Here is a 26527-nt window from a genome sequence, read left to right as displayed (position 1 = left end):
CCTCCCTCATGAATCTGGCGATCGTGCACAGCCGTGCGCGTGCGGGCGTGCGCGCGCCCGCGGTTCGGGTCGAAGTCCACCTCGCCGGCGGCCTGCCCGCGATGTCCATCGTCGGCCTGCCCGAAGCCGCGGTGCGCGAGGCCAAGGACCGGGTGCGCGCGGCGATCCAGTGCGCGCAGTTCGAATTCCCGGCGCGCCGCATCACCGTCAACCTGGCCCCCGCCGACCTGCCCAAGGACGGCGGCCGCTACGACCTGGCGATCGCGCTGGGCATTCTCGCCGCCAGCGGCCAGGTGCCGCTGGAAGCGCTGGGCGAGTACGAATTCCTGGGCGAGCTGGGCCTGACCGGCGAGCTGCGCGCGGTCGACGGCGTGCTGCCGGCGGCGCTGGCGGCCGCCGACGCCGGACGCAAGCTGATCGTGCCGGCCGGCAACGGCGCCGAGGCCGCGCTCGCCAGCCGGGTCGAGGCCATGACCGCGCGCACCCTGCTGGAGGTCTGCGCCATGCTCTCGGCGCGCAAAACCTTGCCGGCCGCGGTCGCCGTGGTCAGCGCGCGCACGCCGGGCCCGGACCTGGCCGACGTGCGCGGGCAAAGCCAGGCCCGTCGCGCGCTGGAAATCGCCGCCGCCGGCGGCCACCATCTGTTGCTGATCGGCCCGCCCGGCAGCGGCAAGACCCTGCTGGCCTCGCGCCTGTCCGGCCTGCTGCCGGACGCGGACGAAGAAGAAGCGCTGGAAGCCGCCGCGATCGCCTCGGTCAGCGGCCGCGGCCTGGACCCGGCGCGCTGGCGCGAGCGCCCGTTCCGCTCGCCGCACCACACCGCCAGCGCGGTCGCCCTGGTCGGCGGCGGCGCCGACCCGCGCCCGGGCGAGATCTCGCTGGCGCATCAGGGGGTGCTGTTCCTGGACGAACTGCCCGAATGGGACCGGCGCGCCCTGGAAGTGCTGCGCGAACCGCTGGAGTCGGGCGTGGTCACGATCTCGCGCGCCGCGCGCAGCAGCGAGTTCCCCGCGCGCTTCCAGCTGGTCGCGGCCATGAACCCCTGCCCCTGCGGCTGGGCCGGCGACCGCAGCGGCCGCTGCCATTGCGGCATCGACGCGATCCGCCGTTACCGCGCACGCGTGTCCGGGCCGATGCTGGACCGCATCGACCTGCACATCGAAGTGCCGCGCCTGATGCCCACCGAACTGCGTGCCGACGCGCCGCCGGCCGAATCCAGCGCCGAGGTGCGCGAGCGCGTGGCCCAGGCGCGCGAGCTGCAGCGCAGCCGCGCCGGCAAGGTCAACGCGCAGATGACCCAGGCCGAGACCTCGGCGACCTGCCGCCTGGACGATCGCGACTACGGCCTGCTCGAACGCGCGGTGGAAAGCCTGCAACTTTCGGCGCGCTCCACCCATCGCATCCTGCGCGTGGCGCGCACCATCGCCGACCTCGCCGGCAGCCCGCGCATCCACAGCGTGCACCTGACCGAGGCGATCGGCTATCGGCGCGCGGACCGCGGCGCGGCGATGCAGGCGGCCTGACGCGTTTCGCTCGTGCGCCTTCCGCGCGCACGCCAAGAACACCTGCTCTCGCGGGTATTGGAATCAATCTCAAGTAAGAGCCCCACGATCGCCGCCTGCCACGCGGACGCGACTTTCACCCGTGGATCGTCTTCCTGGTGGAGGCCGTTCGCATGGTTGCGTCCCGTCGGTGAGAAGGAGGTTCTCGCATGGGCAACTGCCGCCTCGTCCACGGAGATTCGAGAACCCCGCTCAGAGTCCAGTAGCGCATGCAGTTCGCGTGGCGACCGGCAAGTGGTCAGCCGCCCTTGAAGGAACAAGGTCAAAACCTTGCGGCGTCTTCTGGTGGGAAGCTATCGATCCGCCCCCTTGGACGGGCGCTTTGTCGGTGACTGCCATCGGCTGCGGGACTGAGGTCCATTCCCGGCCCGAAAAAGGGTCACGCCAGGCCGGACCATCAGCTACCGTTAGCTGGCCACGGCCAAGCCGCAGGCCATCTCCTCACAATCGTGGCTAAAGGCCCGAGGGGCTGCTATTGGCCGAGAGCGGTCGCTGGCGGAAACCCGCGAAGCTCGTTCTAAAGAATGACCGCCCGCGAACCCTCCCGGCGACCCGAAACCCCGGCCGGCGCCCTCGAGCAAAAATCCGCGATGCGCCCAACGGCCTCGATCAACTCCTCTTCCGGTCGCACGTATGGGATGCGCAGCCACCGATCGTTGCCACCTTCGACGCTGAACATCGGACCGGGTGGGACGTGGACGCCAACGGTCTCCAGGTTCGCCGCCAGCTGTGTAGCGCTGCCATCCGGCAACTGCAGCCACAAGGTCATTCCGCCTTCGGGCAGGCGGAATCGCCACTGCGGCAGTCGTTCGCCGATAGCGTGGGCCAGAGCATCGCGACGCTGGCGAAGTTGCACGCGACGCATCGCGATGACATCGCTGTCGTCCAGCAGTTCGGTCACCACCAATTGGTCGAAAAGCGCCGTGCCCAGGTCGAACTGCAATCGGGCCTTGATGAGCCGGTCGATCAGATCGTGCGGCGCGCGGATCCATCCGACGCGCAATCCGCTCCACAGCAGCTTCGAAACGCTGCCGATCGTGATGGCGCCTGGTGCGTGCGCGGCGAATGGCAGGGGCATGCCGGCGTCCGTCAGTGCGATGGCCTGCAGCGATTCGTCGACGACCGCGGTCGTGCGCGTGGCATGCAGCGCGGCGGCGTAGCGTGCGCGCTGGTCATCGCGCATCAGGAAGCCGGTGGGATTCTGGAAGTCGGGGATCAGGTAGGCCAGGTGCGGCCGCGTCTGCCGCAGCGCGGCCTCGATGCCGTCCAAGTCCCAGCCTTCCTCTCCCAGCGCGTCGCCCATCGGGGACGCAACCAGGCGCGCGCCGCCCAGGCGCAATGCTTCGATGACGTTGGGGTATACCGGCGATTCGATCATCGCCCGGTCGCCGGGTCGCGACAGCGCGCGTGCGACGACGGCCGTGCCCGCCAACGCGCCAGAGGTGACCATGATCTGTTCGGGGTCGGTCGGCAATCCTCGCCGCGCGTACATCTGTGCGATCAGGGCGCGCAGGACCGGCAGGCCGGTTGGACGGTGACCGTCGCTTCCCAGATAGCAGGACAACCTTTCCAGAGCGCGTTCGTAGGCCGGGGCGATGCCCGGAATGGCGGCAGTCGCGGCGCAGTTGAGGTCGATGGCGCCTTCGGTCGCATGCGCGCCGGCGAGCGAGCGCAGCGAGTGTTCGTGCGCGCGCCGGCGATCGTCAGGAACGGCGACGAACGTGCCCGCACCCTGGCGCGCCGTCGCGAAACCCGCGGCGACCAGGTCCGCATAGACGCGGGTCACCGTATTGCGCGAGACCTCCAGCGCCTGGGATATCGCCCGCTCGCTGGGCAAACGCGTGCCGAGGGGAATGCGGCCGGTGCCGATCAGTTCCTGCAGGACCTGGCGGAGCCCCCGGTAGGCCGGCTTGCGTGGGAACTGGCCGATCAAAGTGGCCAAGTGTTCCGAGGTCATGGATCGATTCATGAGGCCATTATGGCCAAGGTGGATCTACGTAAAAGCGCCAATCATCCAGATACTGGCGCTCATGAACCCCAACACCTCTCCCCTTGGACTGGCCAATCTCGGTCCTCTCGCCCAACTCCGTGCCGGCCGCCTGCCCGAACGGCTCTTGCGCCTGCTGGCTGGCCTATGGCTGTACGGCGTGTCCAACGCGCTGTTGATGGAAAGTGCGCTCGGCGGCTCGCCGTGGGTCGTGTTCCACCAGGGCGCTGCGCTGCGCCTGCCGCTGTCGCTCGGCATAGTCATGGTCCTGGTGGCCGTGGCGGTACTGTTGCTATGGATCCCGCTGCGGCAGATGCCCGGACTGGGTACCATCGCCAACACGCTGCTGCTGGGGCCGTTCACCGACTTCAATCTCCGGATGCTGGATGCACCCGAGTCGTTGCCGTTACGTTGCGCCTACCTGGTCTGTGGAGTGGTGGTCTGCGCGCTGGCCACTGCGCTCTACGTTGGGGCGCAACTCGGTCCCGGGCCGCGCGACGGCCTGATGACCGGATTCGCGCGCCGCACGGGTTGGTCGATCCAGCGCGTGCGCACCGGCATCGAGATCGTGGTGCTGGCGATGGGTGCGGCGCTGGGCGGCACGGCCGGCGCGGGCACCCTCGTATTCGCGCTATGCGTGGGGCCGATCACGCAGTTTTTCATGCGCTATCTGGTGCTGCGCCTGGATGAGCCGGCCGATGTAATGAAGTAGCAGCTGGCGCGCCCAAGAGTTCATTCAAGCCGCAGCCGCTTCGCGGCTCGACTTAGTTCAGGCGCCATGCCGCTATACCAAATGAAATCCTCAGGAACCAGCATGTCCTTACTCAACGGTGCCGTTTTTTCCTTACTCGTCGGTGTTACGGCGATATCAGTATCCAGTGCCTCCGAGCAGACCACGAATACGGCGGCAGGTACCTCGACCATCGGGACTCCCGCCGACGTGGAGATCCACGAAGTGCGGCCCGGCGTGTGGGTTCACACCTCGTACTACACCTATCCCGGCGGCACGCGTTACCCTGCCAATGGCCTCATCGTCCGTGAAGGCGACGGCCTTCTCCTTGTAGATACGGCATGGGGAGAACTCCTCACGCTTACCTTGCTCAATCAGATCGAGGCGAAGATCAAGCTTCCTGTCCGCCGCGCCGTCGTGTCCCATGCCCACGGGGACCGTATTGCGGGCGCTGACGCACTCGAAGCACGGGGCATTGAGGTTTACGCGCTGCCGCTGACTCAACAGCGAGCAATTGGGGAAGGCATGCCAGTCCCAGACCACACGTTGGCAGGGCTGGACACGCCAGGAGCCAGCGTTCAATTCGGCTCCGTCGAGCTTTTCTACCCCGGACCGGGCCACGCGCCGGACAATCTCATGACGTGGGTTCCATCCCAAGGCGTGCTGTTCGGTGGGTGCGCTGTGCGCGCTGCCGCTGCCGATTCGCTCGGAGGCATCGCTGATGCGAACATGACAGGGTGGCCAGAGGCCATCCGCCAGACGCGCGCCCGTTACGCAAAGGCGAAGGTCGTCATTCCGGGACACGGAGAGGTAGGCGGACCAGAATTGCTTGATCACACTCTCGCGTTGCTCAAGGAATCGCGCAAGGCTGGGCGGTAAATGCAAGCCGTCGAGCGCCATAACAACTCATTCAATCCGACGCGGTCCGCGGCGCGACTGGCTTCAAGCGCTCCGGACGGCGCCGTCGCCCCTCTGACGCGCAAGCACGGTGGACGCCCCCTTCGGTTCGCCTGAGACGATAGGGCGATCGCCGGCCGGCGACCGCCCGTGCACGCTGTCGGCCCGGCGCGTTCCCGCGGCGCCAGGCACGCGTGGGATCAGAATCCGCGGGTGAAGCCGACGAACATCATCGCCGTGCCGTCGGTATCCGGCTCGATGAAGGGGCTGTCCTGGATTTCGTCGGGCAGCAGGCTGTACTTGGCGGACATCATGAGGGCCCAGTTCTCGCCGACCGGCCGGAAGTAGCTGACGCCGACGTGCGCGATGGTCGCAGAGCCCGGCTTGTAATCGACCACGCCGCGCGCGACCTCTTCGTCCAGCGTTCCGTAGTAGTAGTTCGCCATGTCCTTCGACAGCCAGGTAGCGCCGACGTTCGGGGTCAGGGTGCCCTTGCCCAGCTCGATGGGATAGCCGTACTCGACGCTGGCTTCCTGGCCGCCGCTGGTGTCGGTGGCGTCGGCCAGCAGTTCGACTTCGAGTTCGCCGGCCGCGCCGCTCCATTTCATGCCCAGGCCCAGATCGAAGCCCTTGTCGCGGTCCTCGAGCAATCGGTAGTCGATCCCGTTCCTGGCGAGCGCGGTCTTGCCCAGATCGTCCACCTCGAACCCGTCCATGCGGAATTTGCCCTTCGCGGAGAGTTCGAAAGAATCCGTGGCGATGATCCGCCAGTCGGCCGAAAGGCCCCTGAAGGAGAACCGTTCGCCCTGGTAGCTCACCAGCGGGATAGGCATCACGCGGGTTCCCTCTCCCGCGAACGGACTGTCCTTGACCACCGCGGCCAGGCCCACGCCCCAGCGGGGCGGCTGCCCCTCGGGCCCATCGCCCTGGGCATCGCCGGCTTGGGCGGCAGCGCCGAACGACAAGCCGGACAGCAACACGGGCCACAGAAATTTCATCATGGGAAGCCTGACCTCATTGAGTAGGGGAGTGTCGAACTCGCGGGCCCGTCCACGCTGCTCAACAGCGCGCGACCGCGAACATCCGCCTCAGAATGAGTTGGCGATGTCGCCGAAATGTCGTGTCCGGCGCCGGAGCGCTGAATGCCGGCTGTACTAGAGCGCGATCACGCTGGCGGTCACGTCCAACTCGGCGCGGGTGCCGCCCATCGCCACCGACTCGATGGACAGCTTCCAGCCGAAGCGTTCGCAGATGCGGCCGATCAGGAACAGTCCCAGGCCCTGCCCGCGCACGGGCGCCGCCTGGCGCAGGCTGTCGCGATAGCGCCGGGCCGCCTCGACCGGGTTGAAGCCGCTGCCCGAATCGGAGACCGAGACGACGCCCGCGCTTACCGCAAGCTCGATGTAGCCGACTTCGGTGTTCTCGATGGCGTTGCGTATCAGGTTGCTCACCGCGATGCGGATCATCGCCTCGGGAGCGGCCAGGAAGGTCGGTTCCAGTTCGCCGATCCGCAGCTGCGCCGATTTGCGCTGCAGGAGGTGCTGGTGGTCCTGCACCAGGCGCGGCAGCAGTTCGTGCAGCACGGTCACCTCCGCCGGCTCGGTTTCCGGGTTGGCCTCGCGCGCGAGGTACAACAGGGCGACCATGGTCTCCGACAGTTCCTCGACCGCGTGTTCGATCCGGCCCAGCGCCGGCTTGGACGATTCGGGCAGCGCTATCTGCTTGAGCACGTCGACCGCGCCCGAGATGACCGCGATCGGCGTCCTGAACTCATGGCTGGCCTGGTCCAGCAGGCTGCGCTCGCGCTCGATGAATCGCTCCACGCGTTCGAGATGGGCGTTGCTGGCGCGGGCGATCACCTGGATCTCTTCCCGGCGGTACGTGGTCGGCAACCTGGCTCCAACGGCGCCCGGCTCGATGGCGCGCATGCGATCGGCCAGGTCGCGCACGGGGCGCACCAGGTTGGCATGCAGCCAGGCGATCACGCCGGCGATCAGCGCCAGCAGGCCGACGGCCCAGAATGCGCTGACGAAGGAATCGCGGTTCTGCTGGTCCTCCAGCTCGGTGATGTCGACCAGGGTGACGAGGCGGCCCGGAGGCAGATCGACGACCAGCGCGTGGAAACTCTGGCCCGATCGAAACACGCCGTACTCGTCGCCCAGCTCCCGGAAGATGTTGCGCGGCGAGAACAGCCCAGATCCGCCCTCCGTCGAGTAATAGCCGGGCGCCAGCCTGGCCAGGTAGCCGACGGGCTGCGGCAGCTTGCTTTCGCCGTCCACGTACCAGGACCGCACCGCGCCGGCGCCGGGCAGCGCCTCCCTGTCGCCTCGGCGCACCAGGGCGGCATGGTCGGCGGATATCGACCGGAGCACGTCGCTCCATACCTTGTGTTCGACCAGCAGCTGGCTGCTGAAGGCCTGGATGCTCAGCGCCGCCACCATCACGGCGCCGAAGACTATCAAGGCGGTGCTGATCCACCAGTGCACGCTGCGCTGCCTGCCTTCCATGGGCGCCGACTCATTCAAGGTCGCACAGCCTGTAACCCGAGCCCGCCACGGTATGCAGCAGCGCTTTTTCCGAATCCAGCTCGATGGCCCGGCGCAGCACGTGCATGTGCGAACGCAACAGGTCGGTGCCGGGCACGCTGTCGCCCCAGGCGGCGCGCTCCAGGCGCGCGCGCGTGACCACGTGCGGGCTCTCGCGCATCAGCAGCTCCAGCAGACGGCGTCCGGTCCGGCTCAGCGCGATGCGCCTGCCGGCGCGGTGGATCTCCATCGTGCGTATATGGAAGCGCAAATCGCCCACCGTCAGCACATCGTCCGGCGCGGCGGACTGCTTGAGGCGCGACACCAGCGAGCGCAGGCGAACCTCGATCTCGGGCAAAGCCACCGGCTTGACCAGATAGTCGTCCAGGCCGGATTCGAATCCGTCGATCTTGTCCGCCAACTGGTCGCGCGCGGTCAGCATGATCACCGGCACCTTCTTTCGCGCCTCGCGACGCAGCCTTCTGAGCAAGGTCAGGCCGTCCAGCCTGGGGAGATTCCAGTCGAGCACGATCGCGTCGTAATCCTTGGAGACCGCCAGGTGCAGGCCGGACACCCCGTCGGGCGCGGCATCCAGGCTGTGCCCGCAAGCCTCCAGGTAATCGTAGAGGTTGGCCGCCAGCTGCGCGTTGTCCTCGATGATGAGGATGGACAGGGATTCCTTGCTCACGGCCGGCCCGCCTGTATCGCCCAACAAATTGAGAAACGGCTCCGCGGCTCGCGCATCGCCGCAACCCGATGGATCGTCGCGATCCCTGTCCACTCCATCCAATTTAGCATGGCGTGAAGCGGCGCAAAGGCCGATAAAACCGCCAGAATTTTCAGAACGGCCTTCAACCAGACGCGGAGCGTTTGCTTCTTCGATTTCATACGGGTCGCGACCTCCCGCTGCGACGCGATGCCAAGTGAAGCCGGCGAAACGGTCCACGCATCCTCCAGGGGTGTTCTGCGCAGCCATCCTGGGCGGTCCGCTCAAGCACCGGCTTGGGAAGCGCGGATCGCCGCGGTCGCCGGCCCTCCACGGCGCAGGCCGCGGATCCACTCGATACCGTCGTCGACGTAGCTGTAGACCACCGGTATCGCCAGCAGGCACAGCACCGTGGACGTCATCAGCCCGCCGATCACGACGATCGCCATGGGCGCGCGAAAACTGGGATCGGCGCCGAGGCCCAGGGCGATGGGCAACATGCCGGCGCCCATGGCGATCGTGGTCATGACGATCGGCCGGGCCCGCTTGCGGCAAGCGTCGACGATGGCGCGGCGCCGGTTCAGACCATGCTCGCGGCGGGCGAGCACGATGTAGTCGACCAACAGGATGGAATTCTTGGTCGAGATTCCCATCAGCATGATCAGACCGATCATGGACGGCATCGACAGGCTGGACCCGGTGACGGACAGCGCCAGGAACGCGCCCGGGATCGACAGCCCCAGGGCCGCCAGCACGGCCATGGGTTGGGCGAAATCCTTCAGCAGCAGCACCAGCACCATGTACACGCACAGCACGCCGGCGAGCATGGCCAGGGCGAAGCCGCTGGCGAGCTCTCCCATCGCCTCCGCGTCGCCGGCGGCCGTCTGCGTCACACCGCGCGGAAGCGCGCGCAGGCCGGGGAGCGCGGCCGCCGCGTCCTCGACTTCGCCCAATGGACGGCCATTGAGTTCGACCTTGAGCGTGACGTTGCGCATTCGATCGTAACGAGCGACTTCGGATGGCCCGCTCAGGATGCGCAGGTCCGCCACGCTCTCCAGTGGCACCGCGCCGCGGGCGCCCGGCACCGGCAGGCGCCGCAGCGTATCCAGGTCGTCGCGGCCGCTGTCGGCCAGCCTCACCACCAGCGGGACCTGGCGCTCGCTCAGATTCAATTTGGCCAAGGCCTGGCTGTAGTCGCCGGAGGTCGCGATGCGCAGGGTCTCGGCGATCGCCGCCGAAGTCACCCCCAGGTCCGCAGCGCGCGCGAAATCGGGCCGAACCACCAGCTCGGGCCTCACCAGGCTGGCCGACGAGGTGACCGCTCCGATCCCCGGGATGCTGCGCAGTTCGCGCTCGACGATACCCGCCTGCCGCGCCAGCAGCGGTCCGTCTTCCGATGCCAGTACCAGTTGGTAGCCTTCGTCGCCGCCGGCGCCGACGGCGATGCGCACGCCCGGCAGACGCTGCAGATCCTGGCGCAGCCGGGCCTCGATGTCCTGACGGGTCAGGCCATCGCGCTCGCCGCGGTCCACCAGATTGGCAGTGAGGACGGCGGTGGTGATGCTGGCCGCGGGCGCATCCGACTCGTCCGGGCCGCCTGAAGCGCTGGCGCGACCGACCGCCGTGTAGACGGATTTCACCTGCGGATGCGCGCCGATCAGCGCGCGTGCGCGCTCGGCCATCGCCAGGGTGTCGCGCAGCTTGCTGCCGGGCGACAGCGACAGAGTCGCCTGGGTCTGATTGCCGTCGTCGGCGGGGATGAACTCGCCGGGCAGGGTCGCGGCGATCGCCAATCCGCCGCAGACCAGCATCGCGGCGGCACCCAGGGTGACCGCGCGATGGCCCAGGCAGAAGCGCACCGCTCGCAGGTAGCTCGCGATCCATTTCGGCTTCTTGCGCCGCGCGCTGGGCGCCTTCAGCAGATAGGCCGCCATCGTCGGGGTCAGCATGCGCGCGACCACCAGCGAGAAGAACACGGCGATCGCCGCGGTCCAACCGAACTGGACGAAGTACTTGCCGACCACCCCGCTCATCAGCGAAGTCGGCAGGAACACCGCCACCAGGGTGAAGGTCGTGGCCACCACCGCCAGCCCGATCTCGTCGGCCGCCTCGTCGGCGGCTCGGAACGGCGCCTTGCCCATCAGCAGGTGGCGCTCGATGTTCTCGATCTCGACGATCGCATCGTCCACCAGCACGCCGATCACCAGCGACAGCGACAGCAGCGACACCGTGTTGAGAGTGAAGCCCATGAGGTGCATCACGGCGAAGGTCGGAACCGCCGAGAGCGGAAGCGCGACGGCGCCTATCAGGGTGGCGCGCCAGTCGCGCAGGAAGAAGAACACCACCAGCACCGCGAGCGCGGCGCCCTCGAACAGCAGCATCATCGAGCCCCGGTAGTTCTCGGCGATGGGATCGACGTAGTCGACGGCCTCCGCGAACGCGATTTCGGGATGCGCGGACCGCAGCGCGTCGATGGTCGCACGCGTCGATTCGGCGACCTCGATCTCGCTGGCGCCGCGTGCGCGCAGCACGTCGAACGCCACCACCGGCTTGCCGTCCATCAGGGCCGCGGAACGCCGCTCGGCCGTGGTGTCCGACACCGAGGCGACCTGATCCAGGCGTATCCGGCGTCCGTCGGACAGGGACAGGTGCAAGCTCGCGATCTGGTCCGCCGACTGCACGGTCGCGATGGTGCGCACCGACTGTTCGGCGCCGCCGATAGCCACGCGCCCTCCCGACGCATCCTGCTGGAACTCGCGCAGTTGCCGCGATACGTCCGCTGCCGTGGTGTTCAGCGCCAGCAAGCGGTCCGGATGGAGTTCGACGCGCACCTCGCGGTCGACGCCGCCGACGCGGGACACCGCGCCGACGCCGGGCTGGGCCAGCAGGCGCCGGCTGACCTGACTGTCGACGAACCAGGACAGCGCCTCCTCGTCCAGGCGCGACGAGGACAGGCTGTAGCTCAGCACTGGCTTGCTCGCCAGCTCGACCTTCCTGATCACCGGATCCTGCAGATCGGCGGGCAGATCGGCGCGGATGCTGGAGACCGCGTCGCGCACCTCGTCCATGGCGTCCTGGACCGGCTTGCCCAGATGGAACTCGGCGGTGACGGTGGCGACGCCGTCGGTCAGCGCGCCCTTGATGTGCTTGATGCCCTGGATGTTGGCCAGCGCATCCTCGATTTTGCGGGCGACATCGCTTTCCAGCTGCGGCGGCGAAGCGCCCGGCAATGCCGCGGTCACGGTGACGATGGGGAAGTCGATGTCCGGAAAGTCCTGCACCTTCATCGCCATGAAGCCCCACCAGCCGGCCAGGCTCAGCAGGATGAACAGCAGCGTGATGGCGACCGGGTTACGGATCGACCAGGACGAGACGTTGAGGTTCATGGCGTGCGCGCCGTCGGCGCCGCCGAACCCGCGCGCGGGCCTTGGTCAGGCGCCACCACCCGTACCGTGTCCCCCTCGCTCAGGAAGCTCAAGCCCGAAGCGATGATCGCGTCGGACGCCGACAGCCCCGAACGGATCTCGATGCGCTCGCCGATGCGTCTTCCGACGGCGACCTTGGTCATCATCACGTTCGACTTCGGCCCGACCCGCATCACGTAGTGGAATCCGTCGCGCAGCAGTACCGCGCTGTCGGCGACGGTCAACGCCGGCGCTTCGCCCACCTCGACGTAGCCCCGCGCGAACGAGCCCGCGCGTACGCCGCTGCCGGGCGAAATGTCCACATAGATCGATCCGTTGCGGGTTTCGGTATCGACCACCGGCGCCACCATGCGCAGGCGGCCCGGAATCGGCGGATGGCCCTGGACCGCGATGCTCACGCGCTGTCCCATGTTGAGTTCCTGCATGTCCGACAGTGCGACTTGCGCGCGCCATTCCAGCCGGCCGTCCCTGATCAGGCGAAACAGCTCCTGCCCGGCGGGCACCACCGCGCCTACCGTCGCGATACGTGACGTGATCACCCCGTTACCGGGAGCCAGCACCCGCGTCTGCCGCAGCCGCAATCGGTGCCGCTGCTCGATCGCGCGCGCCGCGTTCACTTGCGCCTGCGCCGTCATCGCGGCGACCAGATACTGGTGGATCTGCTGCGAGGACATGGCGCCGGTGCGGTCCAGGTCCCTCGCGCGCTGCGCGTTGGCCTGAGCTTCCGAGCGCTCCGCTTCGGCTTTGGCGACCGCCGCCGCGGCCTCGGCGAGTTCGGCCTCGACGATGCCGGCATCGAACAAGGCCAGCACCTGGCCACGTTTCACGCTGTCGCCGACATTGACCCGCACCTCGGTCAGCCGCAGGCCGTCGCCTTCGGCGCCCACGCTGGCCTCCTGCCATGCGACGACATTGCCCGTCGCCGGCACGCGGATCGGCAGCGACGACATCCGGGCGCGCGTCAGCGCAACCGACAGGACCGGCGCCGGAGCCGCGTTCGCCAGCGCCCGCCCCTCATCGCGGGTGCCCAAGCCGATCAGCACGAGCGCAAGGGCTACGATCGCCGCTCCGGTCAGAGCGATTCGACGGTGCTTCATGCTGGAGGGATTCCTTGAACCTCGGTTACGACAATCCGCGGCTACAGCGGCGCATCGGCCCGTGTGATGCCGGGTCGGGGCCATGATGGGATGCGCATGTCGTGGAAATGTCGCGCGCTATGCGCGACGCCCGCCGCAGGTCCGCCCGCGTTAACGAAGCTGACGCTTCGCGCAAGGCCTCGGGGCGCCGGCGATTTCCGGCGATCGGGAACGAAGCACCGGCGACGGCAGCGCGTGCTGCGCGCGCTTGCGGCGGTGCGGGCCGGGGCGCGTCCGCGGACGCGTCCCCGGGGGCGCGGATTACGGGCCCGCGCAGTCCCTGCCGCAGACCTTGGGGCGTTCGAGATAGTCGCGTGCGCCCTCGCGGGCCTCGCGCATCTCCGCGCGGGTACCGCAACGGGTCTTCTTCATGCCGGTACCGCTGACGCGCTCGCGCCAGCACACGTCCTGGTCGTCGTGCGCGGTACGCGTGTCGACGATCTCGGCGTTGATGCGTTCGAGCGCGTTCTCAAGACGGATCTTGTCGTCCATCGACAGCTGATCCAGGGTTTGCTTGCCCTCGGCGACGGCGAAGACTTCCTTTTGCGCCTTGCGGATCGCATTGGCCTGGCGCGGGCTGAGGCCGTCGATGCCGCCATCGTCGAGATCGGCCTGGATCGCGCGTTGTTGCTCCAGCACGACCTGCAAGCGATCGCGGCCGTCGGCGGCGACGGTTTCGGCCGCCCACGCGGAGCCCGCGGTCAGGGCCAGCAAGATGCACAGCACTACGGGTTTCATGACGACGCCTCCGGTACTGGAACGTGAGCGACAGCGGCCCGGGCCGAACCGGCCGGAACCGACAGGATCGGGGTCTGCCGGCGCGATCGGCGAGCGTCGCGGCCCTCTCCAGCCCCTGGCCGGACACTAACTCGCCGCGCGCGCGCCTACAACGCGGCATGCCACCGTATGTCGGAAATCGACCGCACAGCGGGCGCGATCGGCGCAAGCCATCGCAATGGCCGGACGAGGCGTGCCGGTCGACCTGCAGCGGCCTGTTGCAGGGGCGCCGCGGGACGGCATCTTCGCGGCGGCTGGACGGGCGCCATTCGTCGCCCGTCAGCTCGCCCGGCGTCAGCGCCGGTTCTGGATGTCGCCGTGGTCCAGTTCGTCGCGAGCGGCTTCGCGGGCTGCGCGTTCCTGGGCCACTGTCCGGCAGACTCGGGTCAACCGGGTGCTGCCGAGCGCTTTTTCGCGCCTGCACACCATGCGCTCGTCTTCGGCGTTGTTGATTGCCGCCTCGATCCATTCCAAGCGATTGAACACTTCCACTTGTTCGTGTTCGCTGAGATCGCTGGACGAGGTCTTGCCCTCGACCATGGCCAGCACCTCGGCCTGCTTGGACAGCAAGTCCACGCGGGTCGCAGCGGGCATGTCCTTGTAACGCCCGCGCTGGGCGATCACGTCCTCGCGGATCTGCTTCTGTTGGGACGTAATGGCCGAAATCGCCAATGGCGGACGTGCAGCGCCTTCGGCGGCGGCCGCGGCCGCAGACGTCAGCAACAACAGCCCGAGTAGCAAACAACGCATGAACTTCGCTCCCCTATGTCCGGTCATTCGGACCGGATCACGCTAGCCGGAGCGCTGCGCCCTGTCGAGTGCCGGCCTGGCTACAAAATGAGTGCGAACAACACACTCGAAATACACCACGGAATCCGCGCGCGAGTTCCCGCCGACGCTGGCGCCCTGCCCTCCAGGGCGAACGCTGGAACCCGATCTAGATTTCCCGACCGCCGACCTGGCGAGGCCGCCTGTCCAGACTGCGGCCCGCGCTTTCCTTGTCCTTGCGCTCGTCGGCCACGGTGCGGCAGGAGCGCACCATGCGATTGCTGCCCAAGGTCCGCTCGATGCGGCAGATCATGCGTTCTTCTTCGGCGTCGTTGATGGTGGCTTCGATCCATTCCAGCCGGTTGAACACTTCCACCTGCTCGCGTCGGCTGAGGTCGGCCGAGCTGGCCTTGTCCTCGACCAGACTCAGGACCTCGACCTGCTTGGTCATCAACTCGGCGCGCGTGGCCAGGGGCAGTTGCCCGAAACGCCCGCGGCGGGCGATGTCGTCGGCGCGGATCTGCTTCTGTTGCTCCACGATCGCAAGGATCGGCAGCGGCGGCGGCGGCCGCTGCGCCTGCTCCCCGGCGACGGCCGTGGAAGCCGCCCACAGTAAGGTCCCTATCGCCAACGAACGCATCGCCGCCTCCCTCGCACGCGCCCATGCCGGGCCCCGCCACTCTAGCGGACGAGAATGGCGGCGGTCGATGGCCCGCGGGCGCGGGGACGCCTAGCCCCACGGCCCCGGGCGCGGCACGGCGGTCCCGAGGCTAGCTCAGGGCCGGAGCCGGCCGCAGGAGATGGTGCCCGCCTGCGGCATGCAGACGCCCGGTTCGCCTTTCCATTCGCGCGCGCCCTGGCTGATCCGTTCGCGCTCGGCGACGGTGGCGCAGTGCGTCTCGCGCAGGGTGGTGCCGGTCTTGCGCTCGCGACGGCAGATCTGGCGGTCGCCTTCGTTCTCGGCCAGCACCGCCTTCACTTCCTCCAGCGAGTTGAACAACTCCGTCTGCTGTTCGCGGTCGAGCTGCTCCAGCGAGTCGACCCCGTCCAACAGCTTGAAGATCCGGTCCTGCGCGCGCTGCATCTTGTCCAGGGCCTGATGGCCGAAGCGCGCATAAGCGCCGGTCGAACGTTCGGACTCGGCGCGGATCTCACGCTGTTCCTGCAGGATCTGGCTGAGTCGGCCGACATTGGCCGAGGCGGCGAACGCGGTGCAAAGCATCAGCGCCGAGGTCAACACGATCGACATCTTCATGGGCAGCTCCTAACTCGCGCGGCGCGCGGCGCTCGCCGTTTATTGGCGTACTTCGCGATTGTCCAGGCGATCCCGGGTGGCTTCGCGCTCGGCGCGCAACTGGCCGGCGGTCTTGCACACGCGCTCTTTGCGCGTGCTGCCCAGCACGGGGCGGCGCTCGCAGACCATGCGCTCGTCGTCGGCCTTGTTGATCGCGGCCTCGATCCATTCCAGGGTGTTGAAGACCTCGGTCTTCTGGTCCTCGTTGAGGTCCTGGGTCGACTGCTTGCCCTGCATCAGCTGGAACAGGTGCTCCTGCTTGGCCAGCAGCTCGCCACGGGTGTTCACCGACATGTCCTTGTAGCGACCGCTGCCGGCCTGGACCGCGGCGCGGATTTCGGTCTGCTGGGAACGGATCGATTCGAACTGCAGCACGCCGCGATCGACCGACGCGAACGAGAGCGGGGCCACCAGCAACAGCGACAAGGCCCAAACACGGAACTTCATAGCTCGACTCCTGGGTGCGGATAACTGGATTGCGAATGGCTGACGTTACGCGCGCGAAATGTGACCTTCAACCGTAATTGAACACAGTCCAACGCTGCGCCCGGCCCCGCTTTCCGGCACAAAAAATCAATATTTACAGTCGCTTATCCGCCAAGAAGCAGGCCGTCCGACTGCGCAGGCCGCTCCGCAGGGAAGCACCGCCGGTGCGATCAACCGTGCCCGCCTTGCGCCGAACCGTGGCCGAGAAACCGGCCTGGGCGCGTAGCGGCGGGCGCGCTGCGCACCCCGGGCCGTCGGCCGTTCAGGCACCGCCGACGCCGGCCCGCCGGACGGTCCCGGCCCGCTATCGCCCCGCCGAAGACCAGACCGCGCCGCCGGGATCGAACTCGGCCGTGCGCAGTTCGGCCGCGCGCCAGCCGAAGCCGCACACCGCCAGCGGCCCCTCCAGCAGCGGGTCCAGGCCGAAGCCGCGTTCGATGTCGACCTCGTTGATCGCGCAGGTCACGAAGGCGCCCAGGCCCAGCTCGGTCGCGCTCAGGTACAGGGTCTGCGAAAGGTGGCCGCTGTCCAGCACCAGCGCGCGATAGGCCTTGGCGTGGTGGCGGTATTTCCAGAAGCAGCGGGCGTAACGCGGCACCAGCACCGCCAGCACCGGGGCGTCGGCGAACCAATGTTGGCCGGCCAGGGCCTGCAGGGCGAACGCGGCCAGCGCCTGCGGCGGCGACGGCAGCGGTTCCAGCGCGTGCGCGACCGGGTGGTAGTGATAAAGGCCCGGCGCGACGTCTTCGACCCGCTGCACGATCAGATAGGCCTCGGTCGGGTGCAGGCCGCCGGCGGAGGGCGAATGCTTCTTCAGGAAGATCGCGTCGTCGTGGGTCTGCAATTGCGCTTGGGCGGCGAAGCTGCGCAGCAGCATGTGCGCGAACAGGGCCTGCGGCAGGGCGCGTTCGCGGTCGAAATTGCGGCAGGTGGCGCGGCGCGCGAGCAGGGCGTCGAACTCGCCCGGCGCGATCTCCGGCAGCGCGATCCGCTGCGTCGCCGGCACCCGCTCGCGCACCGGCGGCGGCGGCGCGCCCAGCTTGTCGCGCAGGCCGGACATGGTGGTGAGTTCCTTGGCCTCCATGTCGGCGACCCCGTCCACGCCCTCCCAGCGCGCGTGCCGGTGCAGCATCGCCGCGGCCGGCCACCAATGGTTGTCGCGCAGGGTCTGGTCGCGTTCGCGGTGCTCGGCGTGGGCGCCGCCCTCGGCGATCGCCAGGCCGAGTTCGAGCAGGCGCGCGAGCGCGGCCGCCGGCGCGTCCTCGGCGGCGCTCCACTCGCCCGGGCTGAGCCTCCCCAGCAGTTCGCGTTCCTCGGCGTCGATCTCGACTTCGCCGTTCAGATGCGGCGCCAAGGCCAGCCAACGCCGCCGGCGCGACAGCCCGGCGCCGCCGCGGAGTAGGGACTGCAGGTCGAAACCGATCTCCTCGCGCGGCTCCAAGAACACCACCGCGCAACGCCGCACCCGCATATTTCGCTCCCGCGCCGCATTTTTTAAGGAGTTTGAGGTTGTCCCTTACCTGGGACAAGGATAGATTCGTCGCCTATCGGGGCCGCAACAGGCTCTGCTAGGGGGAGTACCGATGGGCAACGACAACAACACCAAGGGGCATCCGCCCCTGGATCCGAAGATCGCCGACAAGCTGCTCGACAAGCTCGGCAACGACGATCATTTCCGCCAGCTGTTCGTTCAGGATCCGGCCGCCGCACTGGGACGGGTCGGTCTGGCGCCTGCCCTGACCGAGGCCGCGCTGTCGGACACCAGCTGCATGATGGTGGCCAATATCGCCCCGAAGGAAGAAATCCAGGCCTCGCGGGATGAGCTGCGCAGCTATCTGACCTCGGAAGACACCCACACCGTGGTTCACTGCTTCGAAGCGGGCAGCGTCGCTTCCAGCCTGCGCGCCAAGTAAGGCGGCAGGGTCTCGCTCGCCCAGGCGCGGCGGAAGGCTTCGGCTTCCCGTCGCGCTTCGTCCGGGCGACCGAGACCGGCCAGCCGTTCGGCCGCGTCCAGCGGCGCCAGGCTGGCGTCGGCCACGCTCATCGATTGCAGGGCCTGGCCGCCCAGCGGCTCGATATAGGCCAGGCCGCGGTGCGCGGCCAGCCAGCGGTCCTGCTTCAGCGCTTCCTCGGCCTTGCCGGCGTCGCGCAGCGCGTCGCGCAAGGCGACGTGCAACTGGAACGGCTCGCTGCCGTCGACTTCGCGCGACAGCAGCGCGGCCGCTTCGGCCGGCTTGCCGGACAGCCGCAATTGTTCGGCCTTGGCCACGCTGAGCAACTTGATCGCACCGGCGTGGCCGGATTCGGCGGTCATCGCGCCCAGCTTCGGCAGCAGGCGCTCGCCGATCGCGCGGTCGCCGTTGCGCTGGCCCAGCCGCACCGCGGCCAGGGCCATCACCAGCAGATCGTCGCGGTCGGCTTCGCCGGCCGGGTCGGCGGCGTCGGCGAGGATGGCGTCGGCCAGCGCGGCGATCTTGGCCGGCGGCACCGACTTGGGATCGCGCAGCAGATCGGTCCAGTAGTCGGCGATCGCGAAGGGATAGCGCAGCAGCGGATTGGCGCCGCCCGCGGCCGCGGTGGCGCGGTCGGCGCTGCGCTGGGCGTCGCTCAGGCGGCCCTGGTCCAGCGGGATCGCGATGCGCTCGAATTCGTTGACCAGCGCGCCCAGGCTGCGGTCGTTGGCGGGCAGCGCGGCCAGGACCTTTTCCGCCTCGGGGTAACGGCGCAGCGTCGCCAGCGCGGCGGCATGGCGGCGCGTGGGCGGGTACTGGCCGGCGGTTTCGGCCTGCTTGAAGCTTTCCAGCGCCTGCGCCGGGCGCTCCTGGGCCAGGTAGACGCGACCCTTGAGCTCCATGGCGATATCGCGCAAGGCGTTCTGCGGCGCGGCGAAGGCCTGCGCGCCGCGCAGCGCGGCGTCGTAGCGGCCGGAAGTGAAATCGAACCAGGCCAGGCGGCTCTGGCCGGCGTAATAGTCCGGGTACAGGCCGGCCAGCAGCTTCCACTTCGGCGCCGCGCGCCGCGAGGGCTGCGGGCCGAACTCGGCCGCCCAGGCGTCCAGGTACAGGGCGTCGCGCGCGGGCAGGTGCTCGCGCAGGGCCAGGGCGCGGGTCAGCGAGGGCTTGGCGGCGGCGTTGTCGGCGTTGCTCACGTACACGCGCATCACGCCCATGTGGGCGAGGGCGAAGTTCGGGTCCAGCTCGAGCGCGCGCTGGAAGTACTGCAGGGCTTCCGGGAACTGGCGGCGGGCATAGGCCTTGGTGCCCAAGGCGTAGGAGCGCAGGGCGTCGAGGTTCTTGGTGGTCACCTGCGGCAGCGGCGCGGAATCGTTGTCGATCGACTTCAGGGCCTCGCCCAGCTTGTTGCGCAGGCTGGCGGTGACCTGGTCGATCGAGGCCAGCGCCGAACCGGCGCCGACGCCGTCGACGGATTCGGCGTAGACCGTGGTCTGGGTGTGCGGGTCGACCACTTCGGCGCTTACCCGCACGCGCCCGCCGACTTCGGCCACCGTCGGCAGGATCACCGCGCGCGCGCCGTCGCGCAGCGCGATCTCGGACGCGACCGAGCGGTCCAGGAAGGTGTCGGACTTGCGCTGCATGCGCGCCAGGGTGTCGCGCGCCTTGAGGTCGGACAGCACGTTGACGTAGCGCGACTGCTCCAGGCTGATCCGGAATGCCTGCTCCAGCGAATCGTCCAGCACGCTCTGGCCGGTCAGGTTGCGCAGGTCGCCGACCACCACCCAGTCGCGCTCGTTGAAGGCGATCGCCGGTTGCGGCTTGGTCACGAACCACACGCCCACGCCGATCGCGGCCAGCACCGCGACCTCGGCCGCGAGCGCGGCCGGGCGCCGCCACAGCGGCACGTCGCGCCAGGCCTTGGGCGAGTTCGGCGGCGCGCGCAGCGGCGCGATGCCGGGCTCGCCGACTTCGTAGATCTCCTGCGGGTCCGGCACGCCCTTGAAGCGCCAGCGCCCGTAGGACTTCCACAGCAACTGCTGGCCGCGTTCGCCGAGTTCGCGCGCGGCGCGGTGCGCCAGCGGTTCGGCCACCGCCGACAGCAGGATCTGGCCGGGCCGCGCCATCGCCATCAGGCGCCCGGCCATGGGCTTGGCCAGGCCTTCGACTTCCAGCGGCTTGGCGCCGACCTTGACCGCCTCGTCGCTGTTGCGCCAGGTCAGCACTTCGCCCACGTGCAGGCCGGCGCGCGCGAGCAGGGTCTGCTTGCGCTCGCGCCCGATCTCGCGCAGGCCGCGTTCGTAGTCCAGGGCGAAGCCCAGGCCGTCGATCGGGCGCTCGAACAACAGCAGCAGGCCGTCGGAACGGTCAATCAGGCGGCCGCGCCATTGCTGCTGCAATTGCAGCACCAGGCGGTCGTGTTCGCGGAACAGTTCCGCCGCCGGGCCGTCGCCGAGACGCTCGACCAGGGTGGTCGAATCGCACAGGTCGGTCAGCAGCAGGGTGCGCAGCTGCGGCGCTTCCGGATTGGGGCGGTGGGCATCGTTCATCGCGACGGCATCCTTGTTCGTTCGCGTGCCGGTCAGACCGGTTCCAGAGCCGCGTCTTGCCAATGCACGCGGTTCCCGCCCTTGCGTTTGGCCTGGTACAGCGCTTCGTCGGCGCGCGCGTACCAGTCGTTCCAGTCCGCGCGCGGGTCCACCATGCAGGCGCCGACGCTGACCGGACAGATGGTCGGCGGCGACTGCGGCATCAGCATCAGGTTCTGCGTGGTCGCGACGATGAACTCGGCGAAGCGCATCACGTCGTGGGCGTGCCCGGCCGATACCAGCAGGCAGAATTCGTCGCCGCCCAGGCGGCAGGCGATGTCGTCGGGGCCGGCGACCGAACGCATGATGTTGGCCACGCTCTGCAGCACGCGATCGCCGGCCAGGTGGCCGTGGTCGTCGTTGACCTGCTTGAAGCGGTCGCAGTCCACCAGCACCAGGCCCAGGGTCTGCGGCATGCCCAGCGCGCGCGCTTCCTGCAGGTGCAGAGTCAGGCCGCGGCGGTTGTACAGGCCGGTGAGTTCGTCGGTGCGGATCAGCTCTTCGGTCTGGTTGAGCTGGTGGGTGGTGGCGTACAGGCTGTCGAGCGCGGCTTCCAGGTCCTGATTGCGACGACGCAGGCGCCGGATCAGGCCTTGCTCGTTGAGCACCACGCGCATGATCGCGCGGCGCAGGAAATGGCAGACCAGGCCGGCGTTGCGATCGACCAGGCGCTGGAACTCCTCGTGGCGCAGTTCGATCAGCAGGCCCGGCCCGGCGACAATGGCGTCGGCACTGCGCGCGTGGTCGCCGATCAGCAGGCCGAGCTCGCCGAAGAATTCGCGCGGCCCTAGGCGCTTGGTGACCAGGTCGTCGCCGAAGTCCAGATCGATCGCGCCGCGCGCGACCACGAACATGGTGGTGCCCAGTTCGCCGCGGCGGAACAGCACCTGGCCGGCTTCGACGTGGCGCGGGCGGCCGAGTTCGGCGAACAGTTCGAATTCCGCTTGGCTAAGCGCTGCCGTCGCCGCTTCGTTAGGCGCCGGTATCGGATCCGAATTGAACTGACCGCCCGTCATGGTCGGCGCAGCACCATCGCGATTCATCCCACGACCCCCGGGTCCCCGGCTCCTTCAGAGGCTGGAGAGGCAGGATAGCACCTCACCTGAACAGCAAACGCCCTGGCCGGGCGAAGTCGGTCATCGCCGTCGCCGCCGGTCGGAGGGCGAGCTCGAGGGCATCCGGGATCCGCCCCTGCCCCGCGCAGAGGCGTGGTCGGCAGGGGCACCGCCGCGGCGGCTTAGGGCCGCAACCGCCGCGACGCGCCCGGCCCTCGCCGGTCGCACCGCGCGGCCCGCATTCAGGCAGCGGCCTTGGCCTGCTGGAACTGCTCTTCCTCGGTCGAACCCTTGAGCGCGACGGTCGAGGACTGGCCGCCCTGGATGGTCTGGGTGACCGCGTCGAAGTAGCCGGTGCCGACCTCGCGCTGGTGCTTGACCGCGGTGAAGCCCTTTTCGGCGGCGGCGAACTCGGCCTCCTGCAGTTCCACGAAGGCGCTCATCTGCCGGCGCGCGTAGCCGTGGGCGAGGTTGAACATGCCGTAGTTCAGGCTGTGGAAGCCGGCCAGGGTGATGAACTGGAACTTGTAGCCGTAGCCGGCGATCTCCTTCTGGAACCTGGCGATCGTGGCGTCGTCCAGGTTCTTCTTCCAGTTGAAGCTGGGCGAGCAGTTGTAGGCCAGCAGCTTGCCCGGGAACTTGGCGTGGATGGCTTCGGCGAACTTGCGCGCGAACTCCAGGTCCGGCTTGCCGGTCTCGCACCAGACCAGGTCGGCGTAGGGCGCGTAGGCCAGGCCGCGGCTGATCGCCTGGTCCAGGCCGTTGCGGGTCTTGTAGAAGCCCTCGGCGGTGCGCTCGCCGGTGGTGAAGGGCTGGTCGTTGGGATCGATGTCGGCGGTCAGCAGGTCGGCGGCTTCGGCGTCGGTGCGCGCCACGATCAGGGTCGGCACGCCCATCACGTCGGCGGCCAGGCGCGCGGCGACCAGCTTCTCGACCGCCTCGCGGGTCGGCACCAGGACCTTGCCGCCCATGTGGCCGCACTTCTTGACCGAGGCCAGCTGGTCCTCGAAATGCACGCCGGAGGCGCCGGCCTCGATCATGCCCTTCATCAGTTCGAAGGCGTTGAGCACGCCGCCGAAGCCGGCTTCGGCGTCGGCCACGATCGGCTGCAGGAAGTCGATGTCGCCGGTTCCCTCGGCGCACTGGATCTGGTCGGCGCGCAGCAGGGTGTTGTTGATCCGGCGCACGACCTGCGGCACCGAGTTGGCCGGGTACAGCGACTGGTCGGGGTACATCTCGCCGGCGATGTTGGCGTCGGCGGCGACCTGCCAGCCCGACAGGTAGATCGCCTTGAGGCCGGCCTTGACCTGCTGCATGGCCTGGTTGCCGGTCAGCGCGCCCAGCGCGTTGACGAAGTCTTCGGTGTTCAGCGAGTTCCATAGCTTGGCCGCGCCCAGCTTGGCGATGCTGTGCTCGACCGCGACCGTGCCGCGCAGCCGCACCACGTCTTCGGCCGAATACGGCCGGGTGATGCCGGCCCAGCGCGGATTGCTGGCCCAGTCGTTGCGGAGTTGCTCGGCGGTCGGCAGGGTCTGGCTCATGACTTCGTTCCTTGCGTGGGGTCGTGGGGTGAGGCGCGAGAGAGAGGGAGATGCGATACGTGGAGCGGCGCGAACCGCTTTCTGTGGGAGCGGCGTAAACCGCGATCGCCGTCCGGCGCAGTTGCGTCGGTGGGCGGGGTTCGATCGCGGCTTACGCCGCTCCCACAGGCGCCGCCAAGGCGGGCGGGCGGTTCAGTCGATGCGTTGGTAGGCCGGCAGAGTCAAGAACTCCTCCAGCGTGTCGGCGTGGGTGAGCTGGTCGAGCATCGCGATGGCCTCGCCCAGGCGCGCGGCGCCGGGCAGGTTCATGCGTTCGGCCAGCTTGCTGGGCAGGCCGATCAGGGCGCGTTCGAGCAGGGCGAAATCGACCGGCGTGCCGTCGTCCAGGTGCAGGCCCGAGGCGTGCAACCATTGCCACAGCTGGGTGCGCGCGATCTCGGCGGTGGCCGCGTCCTCCATCAGCCAATGGATGGGCACGCAGCCGTTGCCGTCCAGCCAGGCCGCGAGGTAGCGCACGCAGACTTCGACATTGCCTTCGAAACCGGCGCGCGTGATCGTGCCCAGCGAGGGCTTGATCAGGTCGTCGCGGATCACCAGCACGTCGTCGCGCAGCACGTGCTGCTGGTGCGGGCCGGGCATGCGCTCGTCGAAGATGCGCATCGCCAGCGGAATCAGCGCCGGGTGCGCGACCCAGGTGCCGTCGTGGCCGGCGGTGACCTCGCGCAGCTTGTCGGCGCGCACCTTGGCCAGCGCGGCCTCGTTGGCGGCCTCGTCGCCGCTGATCGGGATCTGCGCGGCCATGCCGCCCATCGCGTGGGCGCCGCGCTTGTGGCAGGTCTGGATCAACAGTTCCGAATACGCGCGCAGGAACGGCTGCAGCATCGTCACCTGGCCGCGCTCGGGCAGGACCTTGTCGCGGTGCGCGCGGAAGGTCTTGAGGTAGGAGAACACGTAATCCCAGCGGCCGCAGTTGAGGCCGGCGATGCGCGTGCGCAGCGCGTGCAGGATCTCGTCCATCTCGAACACCGCCGGCAGGGTCTCGATCAGCACGGTGACCTTGATCTGGCCCGGGCTCAGGCCCAGCGCCTGTTCGACCCGATCGAGCACCTCGTTCCACAGCTGAGCCTCTTCCATCGACTGCAGCTTGGGCAGGTAGAAATAGGGTCCGCGATCCTTCGCGGCGAGCACGTCCGAATTGTGGAAAGCGAACAGGCCCAGATCGAACAGGCTGGCCGAGATCGGCGCGCCGTCGATCAGCAGGTGCTTCTCGTCCAGGTGCCAGCCGCGCGGCCTCACCATCAGCACCGCCTGCTGCTCGAAGGGCTTGAGGGTGTAATGCTTGCTGCCGTCCGGGGCCATCCAGTCCAGGGTGCCGGCGACGGCCTTCTTCAGCGCGCGCTGGCCGGTGAGCAGGTTGGCCCAGGTCGGCGCGGTGCTGTCCTCGAAGTCGGCCATGAAGACCTTGGCACCCGAGTTCAGGGCATTGATGACCATCTTCGGGTCGACCGGCCCGGTGATCTCGACCCGGCGATCCAGCAGGGCCGCCGGCAGCGGCGCGACGCGCCACTGGCCGTTGCGGATCGCGGCGGTGTCGGCGCGGAAATCCGGCAGGCCGCCGCCGTCGAAATAGGCCTGGCGCTCGCGGCGCGCGGCCAGGCGGGCCTGGCGGACCGGCTCGAAGCGGCGGTGCAGGTCGGCCAGGAAGGCCAGGGCCGCCGGCGTCAGCAACTGCTCCTGCCCGGCCAGACTGGCCGTCAGCTCGATCCCGTTCGACTCCTGCCGTTGTGCCATCACTGCCGACATGCCCGTGCTCCTACGCCTGTAGCGTGTTTCGTTAGGGCTCCGACCATGCGCTGGCGTCTTGTATTTGACAATCAAGTTTTTTCAATGCATATCATTTGAAAAACTTATATATGTCTTTCACGTGACCACGACGCGCGCCGCAAGTCCGCGATTTGCTTACAAAGGCGACCGCCTGAAGCCGCTGCGGGCGTTCTGCCAGACCGCCCGCCTGGGCTCGGTCTCACGCGCGGCTGAGGCGCTATACCTGAGCCAGCCGGCGGTGACCCTGCAGTTGCAGGCCTTGGAGCGCGATCTGGGAGTGCGCCTGCTCGAGCGCAGCGGCCGCCGCCTGAGCCTGACCCGCGAGGGCCAGGAGCTGTACGAGCTGGCCCGGCCCCTGGTCGAGGGCCTGGACGGCCTGGACGGCGCCTTCCGCGAGCGCGTGCGCGGGCTGGACGGCGGCGAGCTCAACGTCGCCGCCGGCAGCTCGACCATCCTTTACCTGCTGCCCAAGATCGTCGAAGCCTTCCGCGCCGCGCACCCGGACGTGCGCCTGAGCCTGCACAACGTCACCGGCGCCGGCGGCCTGGACCTGCTGCGCTCCGACGCGGTCGACCTGGCGGTGGGCTCGATGCTCGACGTGCCCGGCGACCTCAGCTATGCGCCGGTCTACCGCTTCGAGCCGATGCTGATCACCCCGCGCGACCACCCCCTGGCGCACAAGCCCGACCTGAGCCTGCAGGACCTCTCGCCCTACGGCCTGATCCTGCCGCCGCAGCGCCTGACCACCTACCGCATGGTCGACCTGGTGTTCCAGCAGAACCGCGTGCCCTACACGGTCGCGCTGGAGGTCGGCGGCTGGGAGGTGATCAAGCAGTACGTGGCGATGGGCCTGGGCATCAGCATCGTCACCGCGATTTGCCTGACCGACGCCGACCGCTCGCGCCTGTCCGCGCGCTCGCTGGCCGACTACTTCCCCTCGCGCAGTTACGGCGTGGTGGTGCGCAAGGGCAAATACCTGTCGCCGCAAGCGCGCGCGTTCACCGAGCTGATCCAGCCGGACCTGTTCTTCCGCGGCGACTATTACGCCACCGGGCAATCGGATCGCTGAGCGCGTCGGTCGCGGGCGCAGGCCCGTCCGCACGACGCGACGATGCGGTTCGCCTGCGGCTCACCACATCCTACGGCCGCCGCCGTTCAAGGCAGCACGCCCGCAGCCGCGTTGCTGTTGCTGTTGCTGTTGCCGTTGCCGTTGCCGTTGCCGTTGCCGTTGCCGTTGCCCCGGCATTGGAATCCATAGCCCCGCACCCACGCGA

22 protein-coding genes are annotated in these 26527 nt (G+C 68.7%); 5 read left to right on the top strand and 17 right to left on the bottom strand.

What is annotated here, in order from left to right; all coding sequences use genetic code 11:
* Positions 1–8 precede the first annotated feature (8 nt).
* The gene (locus tag V1318_RS19520) at positions 9–1523 is read left to right on the top strand and encodes a YifB family Mg chelatase-like AAA ATPase (protein WP_332941439.1); all 1515 of its coding nucleotides are present in this window, start codon (positions 9–11) and stop codon (positions 1521–1523) included.
* 556 nt (positions 1524–2079) lie between these two features.
* Here the strand turns inward: V1318_RS19520 and V1318_RS19515 are convergent.
* Positions 2080–3519 carry a PLP-dependent aminotransferase family protein gene (locus tag V1318_RS19515; protein WP_332941438.1) on the bottom strand — a complete coding sequence of 480 codons (1440 nt, stop codon included), beginning with the start codon at positions 3517–3519 and terminating at the stop codon, positions 2080–2082.
* A gap of 73 nt (positions 3520–3592) precedes the next feature.
* Between V1318_RS19515 and V1318_RS19510 the strand changes: the two genes are divergently transcribed.
* Both V1318_RS19510 and bla read left to right on the top strand, forming a co-directional pair.
* Positions 3593–4261 (top strand): hypothetical protein, encoded by a 669-nt coding sequence (locus V1318_RS19510; protein ID WP_332941437.1) that lies wholly within the window; start codon positions 3593–3595, stop codon positions 4259–4261.
* A gap of 102 nt (positions 4262–4363) precedes the next feature.
* Positions 4364–5158 (top strand): subclass B1 metallo-beta-lactamase, encoded by a 795-nt coding sequence (gene bla / locus V1318_RS19505; protein WP_332941436.1) that lies wholly within the window; start codon positions 4364–4366, stop codon positions 5156–5158.
* 218 nt (positions 5159–5376) lie between these two features.
* On the opposite strand, the gene V1318_RS19500 is transcribed toward bla, so the two are convergent.
* From V1318_RS19500 to V1318_RS19445, 12 genes are all read right to left on the bottom strand, one after another.
* Positions 5377–6174: a MipA/OmpV family protein gene (locus V1318_RS19500; RefSeq protein WP_332941435.1), complete on the bottom strand. Its 798-nt coding sequence runs from the start codon at positions 6172–6174 to the stop codon at positions 5377–5379.
* Positions 6175–6330: 156 nt separating this feature from the next.
* Entirely contained in the window at positions 6331–7683 is a 1353-nt protein-coding gene (locus tag V1318_RS19495; RefSeq protein WP_332941434.1) for a HAMP domain-containing sensor histidine kinase, read from the bottom strand.
* A gap of 10 nt (positions 7684–7693) precedes the next feature.
* Positions 7694–8374, bottom strand: coding sequence for a response regulator transcription factor (locus V1318_RS19490; RefSeq protein WP_332941461.1), 681 nt, complete (start codon positions 8372–8374; stop codon positions 7694–7696).
* 11 nt (positions 8375–8385) lie between these two features.
* Positions 8386–8589 carry a hypothetical protein gene (locus V1318_RS19485; RefSeq protein WP_332941433.1) on the bottom strand — a complete coding sequence of 68 codons (204 nt, stop codon included), beginning with the start codon at positions 8587–8589 and terminating at the stop codon, positions 8386–8388.
* A gap of 102 nt (positions 8590–8691) precedes the next feature.
* A complete protein-coding gene (locus V1318_RS19480; RefSeq protein WP_332941432.1) occupies positions 8692–11793 on the bottom strand; it encodes an efflux RND transporter permease subunit in 3102 nt (1033 codons plus the stop codon).
* Positions 11790–12929: an efflux RND transporter periplasmic adaptor subunit gene (locus V1318_RS19475; RefSeq protein WP_332941431.1), complete on the bottom strand. Its 1140-nt coding sequence runs from the start codon at positions 12927–12929 to the stop codon at positions 11790–11792. The genes V1318_RS19480 and V1318_RS19475 overlap by 4 nt, the downstream gene beginning before the upstream one ends.
* Positions 12930–13229: 300 nt before the next feature.
* Complete coding sequence (locus V1318_RS19470; protein WP_332941430.1) at positions 13230–13706, bottom strand: hypothetical protein; 477 nt, start codon at positions 13704–13706, stop codon at positions 13230–13232.
* 333 nt (positions 13707–14039) lie between these two features.
* Positions 14040–14495, bottom strand: a complete 456-nt coding sequence (locus tag V1318_RS19465; protein ID WP_332941428.1) for a hypothetical protein — start codon at positions 14493–14495, stop codon at positions 14040–14042.
* Between the two features lie 187 nt (positions 14496–14682).
* Positions 14683–15153: a hypothetical protein gene (locus V1318_RS19460; protein WP_332941426.1), complete on the bottom strand. Its 471-nt coding sequence runs from the start codon at positions 15151–15153 to the stop codon at positions 14683–14685.
* 135 nt (positions 15154–15288) lie between these two features.
* The gene (locus V1318_RS19455; protein ID WP_332941424.1) at positions 15289–15768 is read right to left on the bottom strand and encodes a hypothetical protein; all 480 of its coding nucleotides are present in this window, start codon (positions 15766–15768) and stop codon (positions 15289–15291) included.
* A 39-nt stretch (positions 15769–15807) separates the two neighbouring features.
* Positions 15808–16254, bottom strand: a complete 447-nt coding sequence (locus V1318_RS19450) for a hypothetical protein (protein ID WP_332941422.1) — start codon at positions 16252–16254, stop codon at positions 15808–15810.
* 343 nt (positions 16255–16597) lie between these two features.
* Positions 16598–17764 carry a putative peptide maturation dehydrogenase gene (locus V1318_RS19445; protein WP_332941420.1) on the bottom strand — a complete coding sequence of 389 codons (1167 nt, stop codon included), beginning with the start codon at positions 17762–17764 and terminating at the stop codon, positions 16598–16600.
* Positions 17765–17876: 112 nt separating this feature from the next.
* On the opposite strand from V1318_RS19445, the gene V1318_RS19440 reads away from it, so the two are divergent.
* Complete coding sequence (locus V1318_RS19440; protein WP_332941418.1) at positions 17877–18206, top strand: NHLP-related RiPP peptide; 330 nt, start codon at positions 17877–17879, stop codon at positions 18204–18206.
* Here the strand turns inward: V1318_RS19440 and V1318_RS19435 are convergent.
* The 4 genes from V1318_RS19435 to aceB form a co-directional block, all read right to left on the bottom strand.
* Positions 18158–20794 carry a putative peptide modification system cyclase gene (locus V1318_RS19435; protein ID WP_332941417.1) on the bottom strand — a complete coding sequence of 879 codons (2637 nt, stop codon included), beginning with the start codon at positions 20792–20794 and terminating at the stop codon, positions 18158–18160. The two genes, V1318_RS19440 and V1318_RS19435, sit on opposite strands and share 49 nt — an antisense overlap.
* A gap of 32 nt (positions 20795–20826) precedes the next feature.
* Positions 20827–21849, bottom strand: coding sequence for a GGDEF domain-containing protein (locus V1318_RS19430; RefSeq protein WP_254776674.1), 1023 nt, complete (start codon positions 21847–21849; stop codon positions 20827–20829).
* A gap of 281 nt (positions 21850–22130) precedes the next feature.
* Positions 22131–23429 carry an isocitrate lyase gene (gene aceA, locus V1318_RS19425; RefSeq protein ID WP_332941415.1) on the bottom strand — a complete coding sequence of 433 codons (1299 nt, stop codon included), beginning with the start codon at positions 23427–23429 and terminating at the stop codon, positions 22131–22133.
* Between the two features lie 192 nt (positions 23430–23621).
* Complete coding sequence (gene aceB, locus V1318_RS19420; protein ID WP_332941413.1) at positions 23622–25232, bottom strand: malate synthase A; 1611 nt, start codon at positions 25230–25232, stop codon at positions 23622–23624.
* 121 nt (positions 25233–25353) lie between these two features.
* On the opposite strand from aceB, the gene V1318_RS19415 reads away from it, so the two are divergent.
* Positions 25354–26322, top strand: coding sequence for a LysR family transcriptional regulator (locus V1318_RS19415; protein WP_332941411.1), 969 nt, complete (start codon positions 25354–25356; stop codon positions 26320–26322).
* Positions 26323–26527: the final 205 nt, after the last annotated feature.

Source organism: Lysobacter sp. CCNWLW3, assembly GCF_036697405.1.
Taxonomy (GTDB): domain Bacteria; phylum Pseudomonadota; class Gammaproteobacteria; order Xanthomonadales; family Xanthomonadaceae; genus Lysobacter.
Note: the sequence above shows the minus strand (reverse complement) of the source record. Positions and strands in the feature narration are given on the sequence as shown.